Below are 17,159 nucleotides of genomic sequence, written 5' to 3' on the forward strand. Positions count from 1 at the left end.
AAGCGGAGGGGGATCCAGGGGCGCGTGGCTGAAAACCGCCCCCGCGAAGTACCGCTCCGCCGCGCGATCCGCCGTTTCTGTCTGGCGAATTGAGAGATGAGGAGCTTCGGATGACCAACAATTTCGGACTCGCTGATGACCCGGTAAAGCAGGCACTGAACAAGATTTCGGAGACCGCCGACAGCGTCACGCGGCAGTCCCGGGAGCTGGCGGACATCCTCGCCACAGTCAGTGCGGGCTGGACCGGTGTGGGTGCGTCGGGGTTCACCTCCGCGCAGACGGTCGTCAACGAGGACCACGACGAGATCCGTCGGCTGCTCGGCGTCCTGCACAACGCGGTCGGGCAGACCAAGAACCTGAGCAACGCGCAGGACGACGACGTGGTCTCGGCGTTCCAGTCGGTCAAGGCCGCCAGCGGCGGTGGCAACACCTCCGCCCTGAACGGGATCTGACCCGCTTCCCCACCCACCTGCCCAGCCCCGTGCGAAGGAGAAGAGCATGACCGCGAACGACGGGCACACCAAGGTCCAGTACGAGAGCGTCCAGGTCATGGCGGACCGCATCCGGATCGTCTCGGACAACATCAAGAAGGACCTCGACGAGATGGGCGCGGCCCTGACGGTCGTCACCGACACCTGGGACGGCGAGGCGCACGCCCAGTACGTGGAGCTGCAGCGCAAGTACAACGGCAAGGCCGACCACATGCGCGCCCAGCTGCGCCAGGTCGCCGACCTCATCGAGCGCGGCAAGAACGACTACCGCGCCACCGACGTGAAGGCCTCGCGGCTGTTCACCGAGGCCTACTAGGCCCGCGCGGCACCACGGAGTACGAGGAAGGGGCGCGCCCGCACAGGGCGCGCCCCTTCCTCCGTCCGGGGACGGGCCTCAGCGCGGACCCCGGTCGAGGTCGAACTCCCCGTCCCTGGCCCCGAGTACGAACGCTTCCCACTCGGCCGCGGTGTACCGCAGCACCGTGTCCCGGTCCAGCGAGGACCGCATCGCCACCGCTCCCTCGGGCAGCCGGGCGATCTCGACCCGCTCCTCGTCGGGAGAGGTCCCGGGCGGGCCCTCCCACTCGATGCCGCTGATGTCGAGCGCGTACAGCTCGTCCTTCTCCTGCTGGGTGCCCATGCGCGGCCTCTCCTTCGGTGGTGCGATCCCTGCCGATTATCGACGCTGACCAGCCGTGGGCGGGGGCTTTCCGCAAGCCTCCGCCCCCGCGCACCGGCCGGCCTCCCGTCCTACATCCCCGGCATCCGGCCGATCTGGACCAGTGAGGTCCCGCGCTTGCGCGAGACGAAGGAGGCCCGGCCCGGAGGCATGGGGCGCGGCCGCACGTTGCCGACCAGATCGCCCTCGGACGGATCGCCGGACAGCACCACGCCCTGCGCGCCCAGCTCCTTGATCCGCTGCATGAACGGCTCGTACAGCGCGCGCGAGGCACCCGCCGAGCTGCGCGCGATGACGAACCGGACGCCCGTGTCCCGGGCGAACGGCAGGAACTCCACGAGCTGCGCCAGCGGATTGCCCTGACTCGTGGCCACCAGGTCGAAATCGTCGATGATGATGAACACGTCCGGGCCCGTCCACCAGCTGCGGTCCCGCAACTGCTGCGGAGTGACGTCCTGCGGCGGCTGCCGGCGGGCGAACACCCCGGCCAGCGCCTCCATGTGCATCTGGAGGGAGCTCGCCATCGGCGCGTACTCCAGCAGGTGCTCCTCCGGCAGCGCGCCGAGCAGGCCGCGCCGGTAGTCGCCGACCACGAGCCGCGCCCGGTCCGGGCCGTAGCGCTCCGCGATCCGCTGCGCGATGAGCCGCAGCAGATTCGTCTTGCCCGACTCGCTCTCGCCGAACACGAGGAGGAAGGGGTCGGTCTCGAAGTCGACGAACACCGGCTCCAGTTCGGTCTCGTCGATGCCGATCGCGATTCCGCGCTCCGGGTACTCCCCGCCCTTCGGCAGCTGGTCCGCGTGCAGCAGTCGCGGCAGCAGCCGCACGCCGGGGGCCGCCTGGCCCGGCCAGTTCTGCTTCACGGCGTCCACGAAGGCCGCCGTGGCCTCCGACAGGTCCTCCGTCGCGTGCGAGCCGTCGACCCGCGGCAGTGCGCCCAGGAAGTGCAGCTTCTCCGCGACCTGGCCGCGGCCCGGCATCCCCGGCGGGACGTTCGCCGCGACCTTGCGGTCGAACTCGGAGTCCATGACATCACCGAGACGCAGCTCCAGCCGGCTGAGGATCTGGTCCTTCAGTGCGGCCCGGACCTCCATGTACCGGGCGACCGTGACCACCACGTGGATGCCGTATCCCAGTCCGCGGGACGCGATGTCCGTGACGATCTGCTCCAGGGCCTCGTACTCGTTCCGGAAGCCGCCCCAGCCGTCGATGACCAGGAAGACGTCGCCCCAGGCCTCGCCGGGCAGCTCGCCCGCCGCCCGGCGGCGCCGGTAGGTGCCGATCGAGTCGATGCCGTTCGAGCGGAAGAACTCCTCGCGCCGGCGCAGCACCCCGGCCACCTCGGCGACCGTGCGCCGCACCCGCTCCGGGTCCAGCCGGGACGCGATCCCGCCCACGTGCGGCAGTTCGGACAGAGAGGACAGACCGCCGCCGCCGAAGTCCAGCCCGTAGAACTGCACCTCGCGCGGGGTGTGCGTCAGCGCGAACGAGGCGATCAGCGTCCGCATCAGCGTGGACTTGCCCGACTGCGGACCGCCGACCACCATCATGTGGCCCGCCGCGCCGGAGAAGTCCCGGTACAGCACCTCGCGCCGCTGCTCGAACGGCTTGTCGATGAGTCCGAGCGGCACGACCAGCCCGCCCGGCCGCGTGTACCCCTCCGCGTGCAGCCCGCGCTCCGCCGAGGGCGCCAGCGCCGGCAGCAGCTGGTCCAGCGGCGGAGCCTGGTCGAGCGGCGGCAGCCACACCTGGTGCGCCGGCACCCCCTGCCCCTCCAGCCGTCCCACGATCACGTCCAGCACCGTGTCCGCCAGCGCGTCGTCCCCCTGGGCGGTCCGCTCGGCCTCCGCCGCCCGCGCCGACAGGTACGCCGGGTCCGGAGCCGCGTACACCACCGGCACCGGAGTCGCCGTGAACAGCACGGGCCGCCGCTCCACCGGGAACAGCCCGACCGACAGGTCCGGCCCGCCCGAACGGTAGGTGCCCGAGACGTACGCGGCCTTGAAGCGCGTCATCTCCTCCGTACCGAACTTCAGGTAGCCCGAACCGGGCACCGACGGCAGGTGGTAGGCGTCCGGCACACCGATCGCGGTCCGCGACTCCGCCGCCGAGAACGTCCGCAGACCGATCCGGTACGACAGGTAGGTGTCCAGCCCGCGGAGCTTGCCCTCCTCCAGCCGCTGCGAGGCCAGCAGCAGGTGCACGCCCAGCGACCGGCCGATGCGGCCGATCTGGATGAACATGTCGATGAAGTCCGGCTTGGCGGTCAGCAGCTCGGAGAACTCGTCGATGACCAGCACCAGCGAGGCCAGCGGCTCCAGCGGCGCACCCGCCGCGCGGGCCTTCTCGTAGTCGTGGATGTTCGCGTAGTTGCCCGCCGACCGCAGCAGCTCCTGACGGCGCTGCAGCTCGCCCCGGATGGAGTCGCCCATGCGGTCCACGAGCGTGAGGTCGTCCGCGAGGTTGGTGATGACCGCCGCGACGTGCGGCATCTGCCCCATCCCCGTGAAGGTCGCACCGCCCTTGAAGTCGGCGAGTACGAAGTTCAGCGTCTCCGAGGTGTGCGTGACGGCCAGCCCCAGCACGAGCGTGCGCAGCAGCTCCGACTTTCCCGAACCGGTCGCGCCCACGCACAGCCCGTGCGGGCCCATGCCCTCCTGCGCGGCCTCCTTCAGGTCCAGCATCACCGGGGAGCCGTCCTCGCCCACCCCGATCGGCACGCGCAGCCGCTCGCCGGCCGAGCGCGGACGCCAGGTCCGGGCCACGTCCACGGCGCCCGCGTCGCCCAGGTTCAGCAGGTCGGTGAAGTCCAGGTTCGCCAGCAGCGGCTCGTCCTCGTCCCCGCCGCCCGTCCGCAACGGCGCGAGCTGCCGGGCCAGCGCCTCGGCCGCCGGCAGCGACAGGGTGTCCGGCAGACCCTCGTAGGCGATGCCCGCACCCGACTCCAGCCGCAGCCGGCCCGGCCGCACCACGACCGACAGCCCGCCGCGCGCCTCGTCCAGCTCGCCCGCCACCACCTCGACGACGGTGACCCCCTGCAGACCCTCGGCCGCCGCGAACACGGAGTCCGGCGGCACCAGACCCCCGCGGGAACCCGAGTCCAGCACGAGGACCACGTGCGGCTGGTCCAGCACCGGGGAACCCTCCCGGCTGAACCGGGGCCGCCCCTCCAGCCGGGAGCTCAGCAGCGCCTCCACCTCACCGATGTCGTCGCCGAACAGCCGCTTCGTACCGGCCCCGTCGATCTGACCCGGAAGCTGGGTGTGCGGCAGCCACTTCACCCAGTCCCACTCCGCCACCGCGCCCGGCGCGGCCACCACCGCCACCATCAGGTCCTCGGGGGAGTGCAGCGTCGTCAGCTGCGCCACCAGCGCCCGCGCGGTGCCGCGCGCCGACTCCGCCTCCCCGGACACCGTCACGTGGTAGAACGCCCGCAACGACACCGCCATCGGCAGCCCGTCCAGCGAGGAGTGCACCTTCAGGAACCGCTGCATGGCACCCGCGGTCAGCGGCTCCAGCTCGTCCACCGGCGCCGTCTCCGGAGCCACCAGCGGGGTCGCCAGGCGCTGCGCGCCCAGCCCCAGCCGGGCCTGCCCGAAGTCCGCGTCGCCGACCCGCCGCTCCCACAGCCGCGAACCCTCGGCCACCACCGACCACAACTGCTCCGGAGCCGGGTGCAGATACAACTGCGCGTCACGCTGGGCCCGCGCGGTCCTCCGTACCTGACGGCGGGTTTGAGCCAGGTACTTGAGGTAGTCCCGCCGGATATCGGCCATTTGCCCTTGCGTGCCGCGCCGGTGCCGCACCAACTGGGCCACCAGCATGCCCACCGTCGACACCATCATCAGCACGCCCATGATGCGCATGAACGGCGCGGCACCCGGCATGAAGAAGAAGACGGCCGACGAGCCCATCCCGAGCATCGGGAGGAGCTGCATCAGCACACCCTCCTGCTGCCCCCGCGGGAGCTCCGGCGGGGCCTCCAGCCGCAGTTCGTCCGAAGGCACTTCGGACGGCAGTGACCGGGGCGGACGTTTGACGACGATCTGGCTCACCGGAGCATCAATCCCTCGAAAACAGACGGGACGTCGCAACGGGCGCCCTCAAGTCCCGGGCGCGAAGGGGGTCTCCTCCGCAGAGAGGTGATCCTACTTGCCGACAGTCACCCACACGCCCGGTAGGGTGGCGCGCGGCATGCGCATCCGCGAATCGGCTGCGCACCGGCGGGCGGACCACCACCCCCGGCGCACGCCGACGCACACACCCACCGGGGGGCATCAGGTGAACACCGCCGAGGCGACCGGCTTCCGCAGGGTCACCGTCGTGGCTCCCGACAGCCGCATAGACGTCGCCCTCCCCGAGGACATCGCCGTCGCCGACATCTACCCCGAGCTGCTGCGCCTCACCGGCCAGACCCAGCCCGTCGGCGCCCCGACAGGCTTCCACCTGGTCCTGCGCTCCGGCACCGTCCTCGACGGCGCCCGCACCCTCGCCGCCCAGCAGGTGCTGGACGGCGAAGTACTGAGCCTGCGCCCCTTCGCCGAGTCCCTGCCGCCCGCGGTCTTCGACGACGTCTCCGACGCCGTCGCCTCCGCCGTGGTGCAGGGCCGCCACCGCTGGAGCGACGACATGCTGCGCGGCGCGGGCCTGACCGGCGCCGCCGTCCTCTTCGTCCTCCTCGGCTTCGTCCTCTGGTACGCCGACCCCGTCCTGCACGACATGCACGGCCTGCCCGGCATCATCGCCGGCTCCGTCGGCGTGCTCCTGACCGCCGCCGCCGGGGTTCGCGCCCGGGTCTACCGCGACCGCGGCTCCGCCGTCGCCCTCGGCCTCGCCGCCGTACCGCACCTGCTGCTGGCCGGATCCGGCATCATCGCCCCCGCCGCCGGCCAGGGCCCCGGCCGGCTCCAGTTCCTCCTCGGCTGCGTCTGCGTGCTCGTCGCCTCCGTCGCCCTCGTCGCCCTCACCCCCGACGGTGACGCCCCCTTCGTCGCGACCACCTTCCTCGGCGCCACCGGCACCCTGGCCACCTTCGCCGCGATCGCCGCCGACACCGGCGCGACCTCCGCCGCCGCCGTCTGCGCCCCGGCCGCCATCGGCCTCGTCGCCTTCCTCCCCGGCCTCTCCGCCCGCTTCGCCCGGCTCCCCATCGGCTACGCCTCCCCGCAGAGCGCCGTAGCCGAGTACGAGACCCCGGACCGCTACGAGAGCGAGCCCTACGGTGAGCGCTCCGCCGCCGACGCGCACGACTCCGGGGCCCCGCTCGACGCCGAGGCCATCGCCGCCCAGGCCCGCCGCGGCCACGAGATGCTCCTCGGACTGGTCGGCGGCTGCGCCGCGGTCGCCGTCGGCTCCGCCGCCGTCCTCGGCTTCTCCGACAACACCTGGGCCCGGCTCCTGGCCCTGGCCACCGGGCTCGCCATGCTGCTGCGCGCCCGGCTCTTCCGCTACACCTCCCAGGTCGCCTGCACCCTCGTGGCCGGCTTCGCCGCCCTCGGCCTGCTCGTCCTCGGCCTCGCCATGAACCCGCCGGCCGACCTGCTCCGCGAGCTCGCCCTGTACGGGGACCACAGCGGTCTGGAGCTCCGTACGCTCTGGCTTTCCGCGGCCGTGGCCGCCGGTGCGGCCCTCCTCACGGGAATTGCGCTGGTCATTCCCCGCAAGGGTCTGTCACCCTTCTGGGGGCGCCTGCTGGATCTCACCGAGGCCGCGGTGCTGCTCAGCCTGGTCCCGCTGACCCTGGCCGTGCTCGACGTCTACGCCCGGGCCCGCGCTCTCACCAGCTGAGACTGGGCAGAGCGGCAGCCTGGTACGCTGTGTGACGGCCGCTTGTGTACGCGCCCCCGGATTCCTCCGGAGGCTGCGCTCAGCGGACCCCGCCTCCCGAGTTACGGAAGCTCCCCAGAGAATTCGACCTGGGGCACTCGGTGGCAACGAAGACCTATTACGAGGAGTACGCGTGCCGCTCGACGCCGCAGTAAAGAAGCAGCTCATCGCAGAGTTTGGTGCCAAGGAGGGCGACACCGGCTCCCCCGAGGTCCAGGTCGCCATGCTGTCCCGCCGCATCTCGGACCTGACCGAGCACCTGAAGCTCCACAAGCACGACCACCACTCCCGTCGTGGTCTGCTGATCCTGGTCGGCCAGCGCCGCCGCCTTCTGCAGTACCTGGCCAAGAAGGACATCCAGCGCTTCCGTACGCTGGTCGAGCGCCTCGGCATCCGCCGCGGTGCGGCCGGCGCCAAGTAAAGACGCTGTGAAGGGAGCGGTTCCCACATTGAGGGGGCCGCTCCCTTTGCTGTACGTGCGCGACGTACCGGACGCTTTGTAGTCTGGAGACCGCGCGCACAACTGAAGAGGGGGAGCGCCCTCCCTATGCCGCCGGTCCTCGGTAGTGGCAACCGGAAAGCCCGCACGCGGCTTCGCCCGGCTGCTTCGATCGAAGACCGGCCCGCACGCCAAGAGCGCTCCTCCGCAACCGTCCACCACCACACGGGTGGCGGACGGAGACGACGAAAATGGAGAGAACGCTAGTGGAGAACGAGACCCACTACGCCGAGGCCGTCATTGACAACGGTTCCTTCGGTACCCGCACCATCCGCTTCGAGACGGGCCGTCTGGCCCGCCAGGCCGCCGGCTCCGCCGTTGCCTACCTGGACGACGACACGATGGTGCTTTCCGCCACCACCGCGTCGAAGAAGCCCAAGGACCAGCTCGACTTCTTCCCCCTGACGGTGGACGTCGAGGAGCGGCAGTACGCGGCCGGCAAGATCCCCGGCTCCTTCTTCCGCCGCGAGGGTCGCCCCTCCGAGGACGCGATCCTCACCTGTCGCCTGATCGACCGCCCGCTGCGCCCGTCCTTCAAGAAGGGCCTGCGCAACGAGATCCAGGTCGTCGCGACGATCATGGCGCTCAACCCCGACCACCTGTACGACGTCGTGGCGATCAACGCCGCCTCCGCGTCCACCCAGCTGGCCGGCCTGCCCTTCTCCGGCCCGATCGGCGGCGTCCGCGTCGCGCTGATCCGCGGCCAGTGGGTTGCCTTCCCGACGCACACCGAGCTCGAGGACGCCGTCTTCGACATGGTCGTCGCGGGCCGCGTGCTCGAGGACGGCGACGTCGCGATCATGATGGTCGAGGCCGAGGCCACCGAGAAGACCATCGCCCTCGTCAAGGGCGGCGCCGAGGCGCCGACCGAGGAGGTCGTGGCCGCCGGCCTCGACGCCTCGAAGCCCTTCATCAAGGCCCTCTGCAAGGCCCAGGCCGACCTGGCCGCCAAGGCCGCCAAGCCCGAGGGCGAGTTCCCGGTCTTCCTGGACTACCAGGACGACGTGTACGAGGCCCTCTCGGCCGCCGTCAAGGGCGAGCTCGCCAAGGCGCTGACCATCGCGGGCAAGCAGGACCGCGAGGCCGAGCTGGACCGCGTCAAGGAGATCGCCGCCGCGAAGCTCCTCCCGGCCTTCGAAGGCCGCGAGAAGGAGATCTCCGCCGCGTACCGCAGCCTGACCAAGGCCCTGGTCCGCGAGCGCGTCATCAAGGACAAGATCCGCATCGACGGTCGCGGGATCACGGACATCCGTACCCTCGCCGCCGAGGTCGAGGCCATCCCGCGCGTGCACGGCTCGGCGCTGTTCGAGCGTGGCGAGACCCAGATCCTGGGCGTCACCACCCTCAACATGCTCCGCATGGAGCAGCAGCTGGACACCCTCTCCCCGGTGACCCGCAAGCGCTACATGCACAACTACAACTTCCCGCCGTACTCGGTCGGCGAGACCGGCCGCGTCGGTTCGCCGAAGCGCCGCGAGATCGGCCACGGCGCGCTCGCCGAGCGCGCGATCGTGCCGGTCCTCCCGACGCGCGAGGAGTTCCCCTACGCGATCCGTCAGGTGTCCGAGGCCCTCAGCTCCAACGGCTCGACGTCCATGGGCTCGGTCTGCGCCTCCACCATGTCGCTGCTGAACGCCGGTGTGCCCCTCAAGGCCCCCGTCGCCGGTATCGCCATGGGCCTGATCTCGCAGGAGATCGACGGCAAGACCCACTACGTCGCCCTCACCGACATCCTCGGTGCGGAAGACGCCTTCGGCGACATGGACTTCAAGGTCGCCGGCACCAAGGAGTTCGTCACCGCGCTCCAGCTGGACACCAAGCTCGACGGCATCCCGGCCTCCGTTCTGGCCGCCGCCCTCAAGCAGGCCCGCGACGCCCGCCTCCACATCCTCGACGTGATGATGGAAGCGATCGACACGCCGGACGCCATGTCCCCGTTCGCCCCGCGGATCATCACGGTCAAGATCCCGGTGGACAAGATCGGCGAGGTCATCGGGCCCAAGGGTAAGATGATCAACCAGATCCAGGAAGACACCGGCGCCGAGATCACGATCGAGGACGACGGCACCATCTACATCGGTGCCTCCGACGGCCCGGCCGCCGAGGCCGCCCGCGCCACGATCAACCAGATCGCCAACCCGACCATGCCGGAGGTCGGCGAGCGTTACCTGGGTACGGTCGTCAAGACCACCACCTTCGGTGCCTTCGTCTCCCTCATGCCGGGCAAGGACGGTCTGCTGCACATCTCGCAGATCCGCAAGCTCGCCGGTGGCAAGCGCGTGGAGAACGTCGAGGACGTGCTCGCGGTCGGTACCAAGGTCCAGGTCGAGATCGCGGAGATCGACTCCCGCGGCAAGCTCTCCCTGATCCCCGTGGTCGACGGCGAGACCGCCGACGCCGACTCGGATGACGCAGACAAGGACGACTCCGACAAGTGACGTCGCGTAGTTCGCGTGTGACGGCCCGCCCCTCTTCGGAGGGGCGGGCCGTCGCCCGTACCCAAACATTGCTCAAGGGCGCCAACGGCATCGGCACCGTGCGGCGTACGGTCCTCCCCGGCGGACTGCGCGTTGTCACCGAGACCCTGCCGTCCGTCCGCTCCGCCACCTTCGGGATCTGGGCGCACGTCGGCTCCCGGGACGAGACGCCGTCACTGAACGGCGCCACGCACTATCTCGAGCACCTCCTCTTCAAGGGCACCGAGAAGCGCAGTGCCCTCGACATCTCCTCCGCGATCGACGCGGTCGGCGGCGAGATGAACGCCTTCACGGCGAAGGAGTACACCTGCTACTACGCGCGGGTGCTCGACACCGACCTGCCCCTGGCCATCGACGTCGTGTGCGACATGCTCACCGGCTCGCTGATCCTCGAATCCGATGTCGACGCCGAGCGCGGAGTCATCCTCGAAGAGATCGCGATGACCGAGGACGATCCGGGCGACATGGTCCACGACCTGTTCGCCCAGACCATGTACGGGGACACCCCGCTCGGGCGCCCCGTCCTCGGCACCGTGGACACGATCAACGCGCTCACCGCCGACCGGATCCGCCGCTTCTACAAGAAGCACTACGACCCCACCCACCTGGTCGTGGCGGCCGCCGGAAACGTCGACCACAACAAGGTCGTACGCCAGGTCCGCGCGGCCTTCGAGAAGGCCGGCGCCCTGACCCGCACCGACGCCGAACCGGTGGGACCGCGCTCCGGCACCAAGCGGATCCGCACCTCCGGCCGGGTCGAGCTGGTCAACCGTAAGACCGAGCAGGCCCACGTGGTCCTCGGCATGCCGGCCCTGGCCCGCACCGACGAGCGCCGCTGGGCACTGGGCGTACTGAACACCGCGCTCGGAGGTGGCATGTCCTCCCGCCTCTTCCAGGAGGTCAGGGAGAAGCGCGGCCTCGCGTACAGCGTGTACTCGTACACCTCGGGCTTCGCCGACACCGGCCTCTTCGGCGTCTACGCCGGCTGCCGCCCGAGCCAGGTCCACGACGTACTGCGGATCTGCCGGGACGAGCTGGACAAGGTCGCCGCCGACGGCCTCACCGACGAGGAGATCCGGCGGGCCGTCGGCCAGCTGTCCGGCTCCACCGTCCTCGGCCTGGAGGACACCGGCGCGATCATGAACCGGATCGGCAAGAGCGAGCTGTGCTGGGGCGACCAGATGTCGGTCGACGACCTGCTGGCCCGGATCGGGGCCGTCACCCCGGACGAGGTGCGCTCGGTCGCCCAGGACGTACTGGCCCAGCGGCCGTCGCTCGCGGTGATCGGCCCGCTGAAGGAGAAGCAGGCAGCCCGTCTCGACGAGGTCGTCGCCTGACCCGGCGCATCTCAGGAGCACGTTGCCTGGGCCCCGGGACAGGGCCCAGGTCCGCACGGACTTTAAGGAATGACATGAGCAAGCTGCGCGTGGCGGTTCTCGGCGCCCACGGCCGTATCGGCTCCGAGGCGGTCAAGGCCGTCGAGGCCGCCCCGGACATGGAACTGGTGGCCGCCCTCGGCCGCGGAGACAAGCTGGAGACGCTGACCGACGCCGGCGCCCAGGTCGCGGTCGAGCTGACCACCCCCGCCTCGGTGATGGAGAACCTGGAGTTCCTCATCGGCCACGGCATCCACGGAGTGGTCGGCACCACCGGCTGGACCGAGGACCGCCTCGCCCGGCTGAACACCTGGCTCGCCGCGTCCCCGGGCACCGGTGTGCTCATCGCGCCGAACTTCTCCATCGGCGCCGTCCTCACCATGAAGTTCGCCGTCCAGGCCGCGCGGTACTTCGAGTCCGTCGAGGTCGTCGAACTGCACCACCCCAACAAGGTCGACGCCCCCTCCGGCACGGCCACCCGTACGGCGCAGCTCATCGCGGCCGCCCGCGCCGAGGCCGGCCTCGGCGCGCAGCCCGACGCGACCGCCACCGCGCTCGACGGAGCGCGCGGCGCGGACGTCGACGGCGTCCCGGTGCACGCGATCCGCCTGCGTGGCCTGCTGGCCCACCAGGAGGTGCTCCTCGGCGGTGAGGGCGAGACCCTGACCATCCGTCACGACTCCCTGCACCACAGCAGCTTCATGCCGGGCATCCTGCTCGGCGCGCGCCGCGTGACGCAGGCCCCGGGCCTCACCTTCGGCCTGGAAAACTTCCTCGAACTCGGCTGACGAGCAGGCGGCTTCACCCATGCGCGCGAAGATCATCTACTTCATCACGGCCGCGGTCCTGGTCGTGTACTTCGTCCTGGCCGGCAGCAGGGGCCTGATGCTGATCCGGCACGGGACCTGGCTCACGGTCACGTTCGGGGTGGCCGTGCTGATCCTGCCGGTCATCGGCGTCTGGTTCCTCTGGAAGAACACCCAGTTCGTCACCCGTGCCAACCAGCTCGGAGTCGAGCTGGAGGCCGAGGGCGGACTGCCCGTGGACGAGTTGGAGCGGGACAAGTACGGCCGGATCCTGCGGGACTCGGCCGACGAGGTCTTCGCGCGCCGCAGGGCCGAGACGGAGGACGCGCCGGGGGACTGGCGCAGCTGGTTCCGCCTCGCCGTCGCCTACCACGACGCACGCGACACCCCGCGGGCCCGCAAGGCCATGCAGCGGGCCATCTCCCTGCACCCCTCTTTGCGCCTAAACCGGCGCCGCTCTCGCGGACGTGGCTGATCGCCGTTGTGGTTGCTCAATTGATGGTCGCGGTGGCCGGGCCGTGACGGGAGCTCAGCCCACCGGTACGGCCCGGTACTCGTCGGCCCAGGCCCCGACGGAGTCGGCGGCCCGGTCGAAGGCCTCGGTCCGCGACAGGAAGTCGGCGCTGTGGTCGGTGAGCAGCACCGGCAGCGCGGAGCCGCCGCGCGCGGCCACCGTCAGGGCCTGGCCCTGTACGGTCCTCGGCAGCCCGAGCCAGCGCACGGGCTGCTGCACGGTGCGGACCGCACCGACCTGGCTCCAGGGGATCGAGCGGGTGGTGAAGAACCCCACCACGCGCAGCCCCTTGGGGCTCACCCAGACGCCCGTACGCAGCATCCGCAGGGCCGAGCCGACCACGGCGAGCGAGGCGAGCATGCCGCCCAGGGCGCCGGTCCAGGTGCCGGCCGCCACGATGATCACCGTGGCGAACAGCATGAACGCGCCGAGCAGGAGCGCCACCGCGGCGATGGCCACCCGCCAGGGCCCCGGGCGGTAGGGGCGACGCCAGCGGTCCGGGTCTTCGTAGGGGAGCGTCTCCCCGTTGTCGTGCGCGTCGAATGCGCCGTCGGCCGTCAGGAAGGGCAGGGGCACGGCAGGACCTCACTCACATGCACGTTCGGTTGGGCTGTGCACGTGAGGCTACCGTCCCTCGGAGGCCTCCGACTGCTGCGACTTCGCCGGTGCGTGGCTCGGCTGCAGTGAAGAGATGCCGAAGAGCAGCGACCCGACGAGCCCCGCCACGACGGTCAGTCCGACCAGACTACGGGCGGCCATCTGGGTCTTGCTCAGACTCTCGCGCGGCGGCGGAGTGACGTTGCTGCGGAATCGGTCGGCCTCGGCGACGAAGGCGAACGGGACTGGTTCGCGCCGGCGGAACATGGGGGCGACTCTCCTCACGGTCGGGGCCCTGGGGGCGGTGGAGGCGGGATGGGCGGACGTTCTACTAGGTAAGACGTACAAAGGACCCGATCGGTGCCGGTTTTCAGGACATTGCCCAAATTTTTTGGCGCTGCGTCAGATCGGCAGGTCAGGGCCCGGGGGAGCTCGGGCTGCCCGTTCGGCCCTGCCGGCCGGCCCCTCCTCCCCGGCGGAGCGACGCCGGAGGCGCCCTTCCGGCGGCCGTCCGTGTTGCCCCGTAAGGCCTGATCAACCGGTTCCGCACGGATGTACGGATCGAGTCCGAAGTGTCCGTATTGCCACGTTTCGTAAAGTTCATCTAGGCTGATCAAACGGACCCGGCACTGCTTGAACCCCCGAGCAGGCAGTGCCGGGCTCCAACACCCTCATCACGTCCCCCGAGGGGACACCGCGAGCATGGCAGCGAGTAGCGTGTTACCCATGGCTCCGATCTCGACTCCGCAGACCCCCTTCGGGCGGGTCCTCACCGCCATGATCACGCCGTTTACGGCTGATGGCGCACTTGACCTCGACGGCGCGCAGCAGCTCGCCGTCCACCTGGTGGACGCAGGCAACGACGGCCTGATCATCAACGGCACCACCGGTGAGTCGCCGACCACCACTGACGCGGAGAAAAACGACCTCGTACGAGCCGTACTCGAAGCTGTCGGAGACCGGGCCCACGTGGTCGCCGGCATCGGCACCAATGACACCCGTCACACCCTGGAGCTCGCCCGCCAGGCCGAGCGCACCGGCGCCCACGGCCTGCTCGCGGTCACCCCGTACTACAGCAAGCCGCCACAGGAGGGCCTCTTCCGGCACTTCACGGCGATCGCCGACGCCACCGAGCTCCCGGTGATGCTCTACGACATCCCCGGCCGCAGCGGTGTCCCGATCAATACGGAAACCCTCGTCCGGCTGGCCGAGCACCCCCGTATCGTTGCCAACAAGGACGCCAAGGGCGACCTCGGACGCGCAAGCTGGGCCATCGCACAGAGCGGCCTGGCCTGGTACTCCGGTGACGACATGCTGAACCTGCCGCTCCTGTCGGTCGGCGCGATCGGCTTCGTCTCCGTGGTCGGTCACGTGGTCACCCCCGAGCTCCGCGAGATGCTTGCGGCCCACCTGGGCGGAGACGTCCAAAAGGCCACCGAGATCCACCAGAAGCTGCTCCCCGTCTTCACCGGCATGTTCCGCACCCAGGGTGTGATCACCACCAAGGGCGCACTGAACCTGCAGGGCCTGCCCGCGGGCCCGCTGCGGCTCCCGCTCGTCGAGCTGACCGCCGAAGAGACGGCGCAGCTCAAGATCGATCTTGCCGCCGGCGGGGTACAGCTCTGACACCAGACTTCACAACTGAATAAGCAGAACCACACAAGACCACAGCAAGTGCACGAATGACATGCGCGCCACGGGCCTCGACGGGTACGTGGGCGCGCGTGGTGAAGGAGAACCTTTTGAGCCATCCGCATCCTGAACTCGGTCCGCCGCCGAAGCTCCCCAAGGGCGGCCTTCGGGTCACCCCCCTGGGCGGGCTCGGTGAGATCGGCCGCAACATGACCGTCTTCGAGTTCGACGGTCGCCTGCTCATCGTCGACTGCGGCGTCCTCTTCCCCGAGGAGGAGCAGCCCGGCATCGACCTGATCCTGCCGGACTTCTCGTCCATCCGGGATCGCCTCGACGACATCGAGGGCATCGTCCTCACGCACGGCCACGAGGACCACATCGGCGCCGTCCCCTACCTCCTCCGGGAGAAGCCGGACATCCCGCTGATCGGTTCCAAGCTGACGCTGGCCCTCATCGAGGCGAAGCTCCAGGAGCACCGCATCCGCCCCTACACCCTCGAGGTGAAGGAAGGCGAGCGCGAGAACCTGGGCCCCTTCGACTGCGAGTTCATCGCCGTCAACCACTCCATCCCGGATGCCCTGGCCGTGGCCATCCGCACCGGCGCCGGCATGGTCGTCTGCACCGGCGACTTCAAGATGGACCAGCTGCCGCTGGACAACCGCCTCACCGACCTGCACGCCTTCGCGCGCCTGAGCGAAGAGGGCATCGACCTTCTCCTCTCGGACTCGACGAACGCCGAGGTCCCGGGCTTCGTCCCGCCCGAGCGCGAGATCTCGGGCGTCCTGCGCACGGTGTTCGCCAACGCCAACAACCGGATCATCGTGGCCAGCTTCGCCAGCCACGTGCACCGCATCCAGCAGATCCTCGACGCCGCCCACGAGTACGGCCGCAGGGTCGCCTTCGTCGGCCGTTCGATGGTCCGCAACATGGGCATCGCCCGTGACCTGGGCTACCTGAAGGTGCCGGCCGGCCTGGTCGTGGACGTCAAGACCCTCGACGACCTGCCGGCCCACGAGGTCGTCCTGGTCTGCACGGGTTCGCAGGGCGAGCCGATGGCGGCCCTGTCCCGCATGGCCAACCGCGATCACCAGATCCGGATCGTCCCGGGCGACACGGTCATCCTGGCCTCGTCCCTCATCCCGGGCAACGAGAACGCGGTCTACCGCGTGATCAACGGTCTGACCCGCTGGGGCGCCAACGTCGTGCACAAGGGCAACGCCAAGGTGCACGTCTCCGGCCACGCCTCCGCCGGCGAGCTGCTGTACTTCTACAACATCTGCAAGCCGCGGAACCTGATGCCGGTCCACGGCGAATGGCGCCACCTGCGCGCCAACGCCGAGCTCGGCGCCCTGACGGGCGTACCGAAGGACCGGATCGTCATCGCCGAGGACGGCGTCGTCGTCGACCTCATCGACGGCAAGGCCCGCATCTCCGGCAAGGTCCAGGCCGGGTACGTGTACGTGGACGGCCTCTCGGTCGGCGACGTCACGGAGGTCCACCTCAAGGACCGCAAGATCCTGGGTGACGAGGGCATCATCTCGGTCTACGTCGTGGTGGACAGCACCACGGGCAAGATCGTCAGCGGCCCGAACATCCAGGCCCGCGGCTCCGGCATCGACGACTCGGCGTTCACGGCCGTCCTGCCGAAGATCGAGGAAGCCATCGCCCGCGCCGCCGCGGACGGTGTGGCGGAGCCGCACCAGATCCAGCAGCTCATCCGCCGCACGATGGGCAAGTGGGTCTCGGACGGCTACCGCCGCCGCCCGATGATCCTCCCGGTCGTCGTCGAGGTCTGAGCCTCGCCGTAGCGACCCGACTGGAGCGGGGCAACCGGATTTGCATCCGGGGGCCCCGCTCCAGTACGTTTACCTCTCCACCTCGCACGGCACCCCGGCACACACGTGTGCCCGGACAGCTCGTTGCGAGCGGGTGGGATTCCAGAGCAGGGAAACCTGATAAAGTCTGGCTCGCCCGAAAGGGAATGGCTCTCCAATGGCCATCCAATTCAATTCCAAGCCAGGAACGGCATGGAAATGATCTGGTAGAGTTGGAATCGCCGGAAAGGGAAACGCGAAAGCGAAGAACTGGAAAGCGAAACCCGCTGACTGGGAATCAGGCCCGAAAGAGTCTGATAAAGTCGGAGACACAAGAACGAAGGAAGCGCCCGGAGGAAAGCCCGAGAGGGTGAGTACAAAGGAAGCGTCCGTTCCTTGAGAACTCAACAGCGTGCCAAAAATCAACGCCAAAAGTTGATACCCCGTC

14 protein-coding genes are annotated in these 17,159 nt (G+C 69.9%); 10 read left to right on the forward strand and 4 right to left on the reverse strand.

The window, feature by feature from the left end:
- Positions 1–110: 110 nt before the first annotated feature.
- Positions 111–452, forward strand: a complete 342-nt coding sequence (locus OTB20_RS34570) for a WXG100 family type VII secretion target (protein WP_267758439.1) — start codon at positions 111–113, stop codon at positions 450–452.
- 46 nt (positions 453–498) lie between these two features.
- On the forward strand, positions 499–807 hold the full coding sequence (locus OTB20_RS34575; RefSeq protein ID WP_267758438.1) for a WXG100 family type VII secretion target: 309 nt from the start codon (positions 499–501) through the stop codon (positions 805–807).
- A gap of 78 nt (positions 808–885) precedes the next feature.
- On the opposite strand, the gene OTB20_RS34580 is transcribed toward OTB20_RS34575, so the two are convergent.
- Both OTB20_RS34580 and eccCa read right to left on the reverse strand, forming a co-directional pair.
- Entirely contained in the window at positions 886–1,131 is a 246-nt protein-coding gene (locus OTB20_RS34580) for a DUF397 domain-containing protein (protein WP_267758437.1), read from the reverse strand.
- A gap of 110 nt (positions 1,132–1,241) precedes the next feature.
- Positions 1,242–5,225, reverse strand: coding sequence for a type VII secretion protein EccCa (gene eccCa / locus OTB20_RS34585; protein ID WP_267823690.1), 3,984 nt, complete (start codon positions 5,223–5,225; stop codon positions 1,242–1,244).
- A gap of 226 nt (positions 5,226–5,451) precedes the next feature.
- Between eccCa and eccD the strand changes: the two genes are divergently transcribed.
- From eccD to OTB20_RS34615, 6 genes are all read left to right on the forward strand, one after another.
- Positions 5,452–6,957 carry a type VII secretion integral membrane protein EccD gene (gene eccD / locus OTB20_RS34590; RefSeq protein WP_267823692.1) on the forward strand — a complete coding sequence of 502 codons (1,506 nt, stop codon included), beginning with the start codon at positions 5,452–5,454 and terminating at the stop codon, positions 6,955–6,957.
- 172 nt (positions 6,958–7,129) lie between these two features.
- Entirely contained in the window at positions 7,130–7,417 is a 288-nt protein-coding gene (gene rpsO / locus OTB20_RS34595; protein WP_267758433.1) for a 30S ribosomal protein S15, read from the forward strand.
- Positions 7,418–7,701: 284 nt separating this feature from the next.
- Entirely contained in the window at positions 7,702–9,933 is a 2,232-nt protein-coding gene (locus OTB20_RS34600) for a polyribonucleotide nucleotidyltransferase (RefSeq protein WP_267758468.1), read from the forward strand.
- On the forward strand, positions 9,930–11,309 hold the full coding sequence (locus tag OTB20_RS34605) for a M16 family metallopeptidase (RefSeq protein ID WP_267823694.1): 1,380 nt from the start codon (positions 9,930–9,932) through the stop codon (positions 11,307–11,309). The genes OTB20_RS34600 and OTB20_RS34605 overlap by 4 nt, the downstream gene beginning before the upstream one ends.
- Positions 11,310–11,383: 74 nt before the next feature.
- Entirely contained in the window at positions 11,384–12,136 is a 753-nt protein-coding gene (dapB, locus tag OTB20_RS34610) for a 4-hydroxy-tetrahydrodipicolinate reductase (RefSeq protein WP_267823696.1), read from the forward strand.
- Between the two features lie 19 nt (positions 12,137–12,155).
- Positions 12,156–12,629, forward strand: a complete 474-nt coding sequence (locus OTB20_RS34615) for a tetratricopeptide repeat protein (RefSeq protein ID WP_267823697.1) — start codon at positions 12,156–12,158, stop codon at positions 12,627–12,629.
- Positions 12,630–12,683: 54 nt separating this feature from the next.
- Here OTB20_RS34615 and OTB20_RS34620 read toward each other — a convergent pair whose 3' ends face one another.
- Both OTB20_RS34620 and OTB20_RS34625 read right to left on the reverse strand, forming a co-directional pair.
- On the reverse strand, positions 12,684–13,244 hold the full coding sequence (locus OTB20_RS34620) for a PH domain-containing protein (RefSeq protein ID WP_267823699.1): 561 nt from the start codon (positions 13,242–13,244) through the stop codon (positions 12,684–12,686).
- 48 nt (positions 13,245–13,292) lie between these two features.
- Positions 13,293–13,532 carry a hypothetical protein gene (locus tag OTB20_RS34625; protein ID WP_267758428.1) on the reverse strand — a complete coding sequence of 80 codons (240 nt, stop codon included), beginning with the start codon at positions 13,530–13,532 and terminating at the stop codon, positions 13,293–13,295.
- Between the two features lie 459 nt (positions 13,533–13,991).
- Here OTB20_RS34625 and dapA point away from each other — a divergent pair, with 459 nt between their 5' ends.
- Both dapA and OTB20_RS34635 read left to right on the forward strand, forming a co-directional pair.
- Complete coding sequence (gene dapA, locus OTB20_RS34630) at positions 13,992–14,891, forward strand: 4-hydroxy-tetrahydrodipicolinate synthase (protein WP_267758427.1); 900 nt, start codon at positions 13,992–13,994, stop codon at positions 14,889–14,891.
- 116 nt (positions 14,892–15,007) lie between these two features.
- Positions 15,008–16,693, forward strand: coding sequence for a ribonuclease J (locus OTB20_RS34635; RefSeq protein ID WP_267758426.1), 1,686 nt, complete (start codon positions 15,008–15,010; stop codon positions 16,691–16,693).
- Positions 16,694–17,159: the final 466 nt, after the last annotated feature.

The sequence above is a fragment of the Streptomyces sp. H27-H1 genome (genome assembly GCF_026627445.1).
Classification (GTDB): Bacteria; Actinomycetota; Actinomycetes; order Streptomycetales; family Streptomycetaceae; genus Streptomyces.

Bases quoted from the DNA above. Each gene is read 5' to 3' on its own strand.
- OTB20_RS34570 (WP_267758439.1), top strand. From the start codon at position 111: ATGACCAACAATTTCGGACTCGCTGATGACCCGGTAAAGCAGGCACTG.
- OTB20_RS34575 (WP_267758438.1), top strand. From the start codon at position 499: ATGACCGCGAACGACGGGCACACCAAGGTCCAGTACGAGAGCGTCCAG.
- OTB20_RS34580 (WP_267758437.1), bottom strand. From the start codon at position 1,131: ATGGGCACCCAGCAGGAGAAGGACGAGCTGTACGCGCTCGACATCAGC.
- dapB (WP_267823696.1), top strand. From the start codon at position 11,384: ATGAGCAAGCTGCGCGTGGCGGTTCTCGGCGCCCACGGCCGTATCGGC.
- OTB20_RS34615 (WP_267823697.1), top strand. From the start codon at position 12,156: ATGCGCGCGAAGATCATCTACTTCATCACGGCCGCGGTCCTGGTCGTG.
- OTB20_RS34625 (WP_267758428.1), bottom strand. From the start codon at position 13,532: ATGTTCCGCCGGCGCGAACCAGTCCCGTTCGCCTTCGTCGCCGAGGCC.
- dapA (WP_267758427.1), top strand. From the start codon at position 13,992: ATGGCTCCGATCTCGACTCCGCAGACCCCCTTCGGGCGGGTCCTCACC.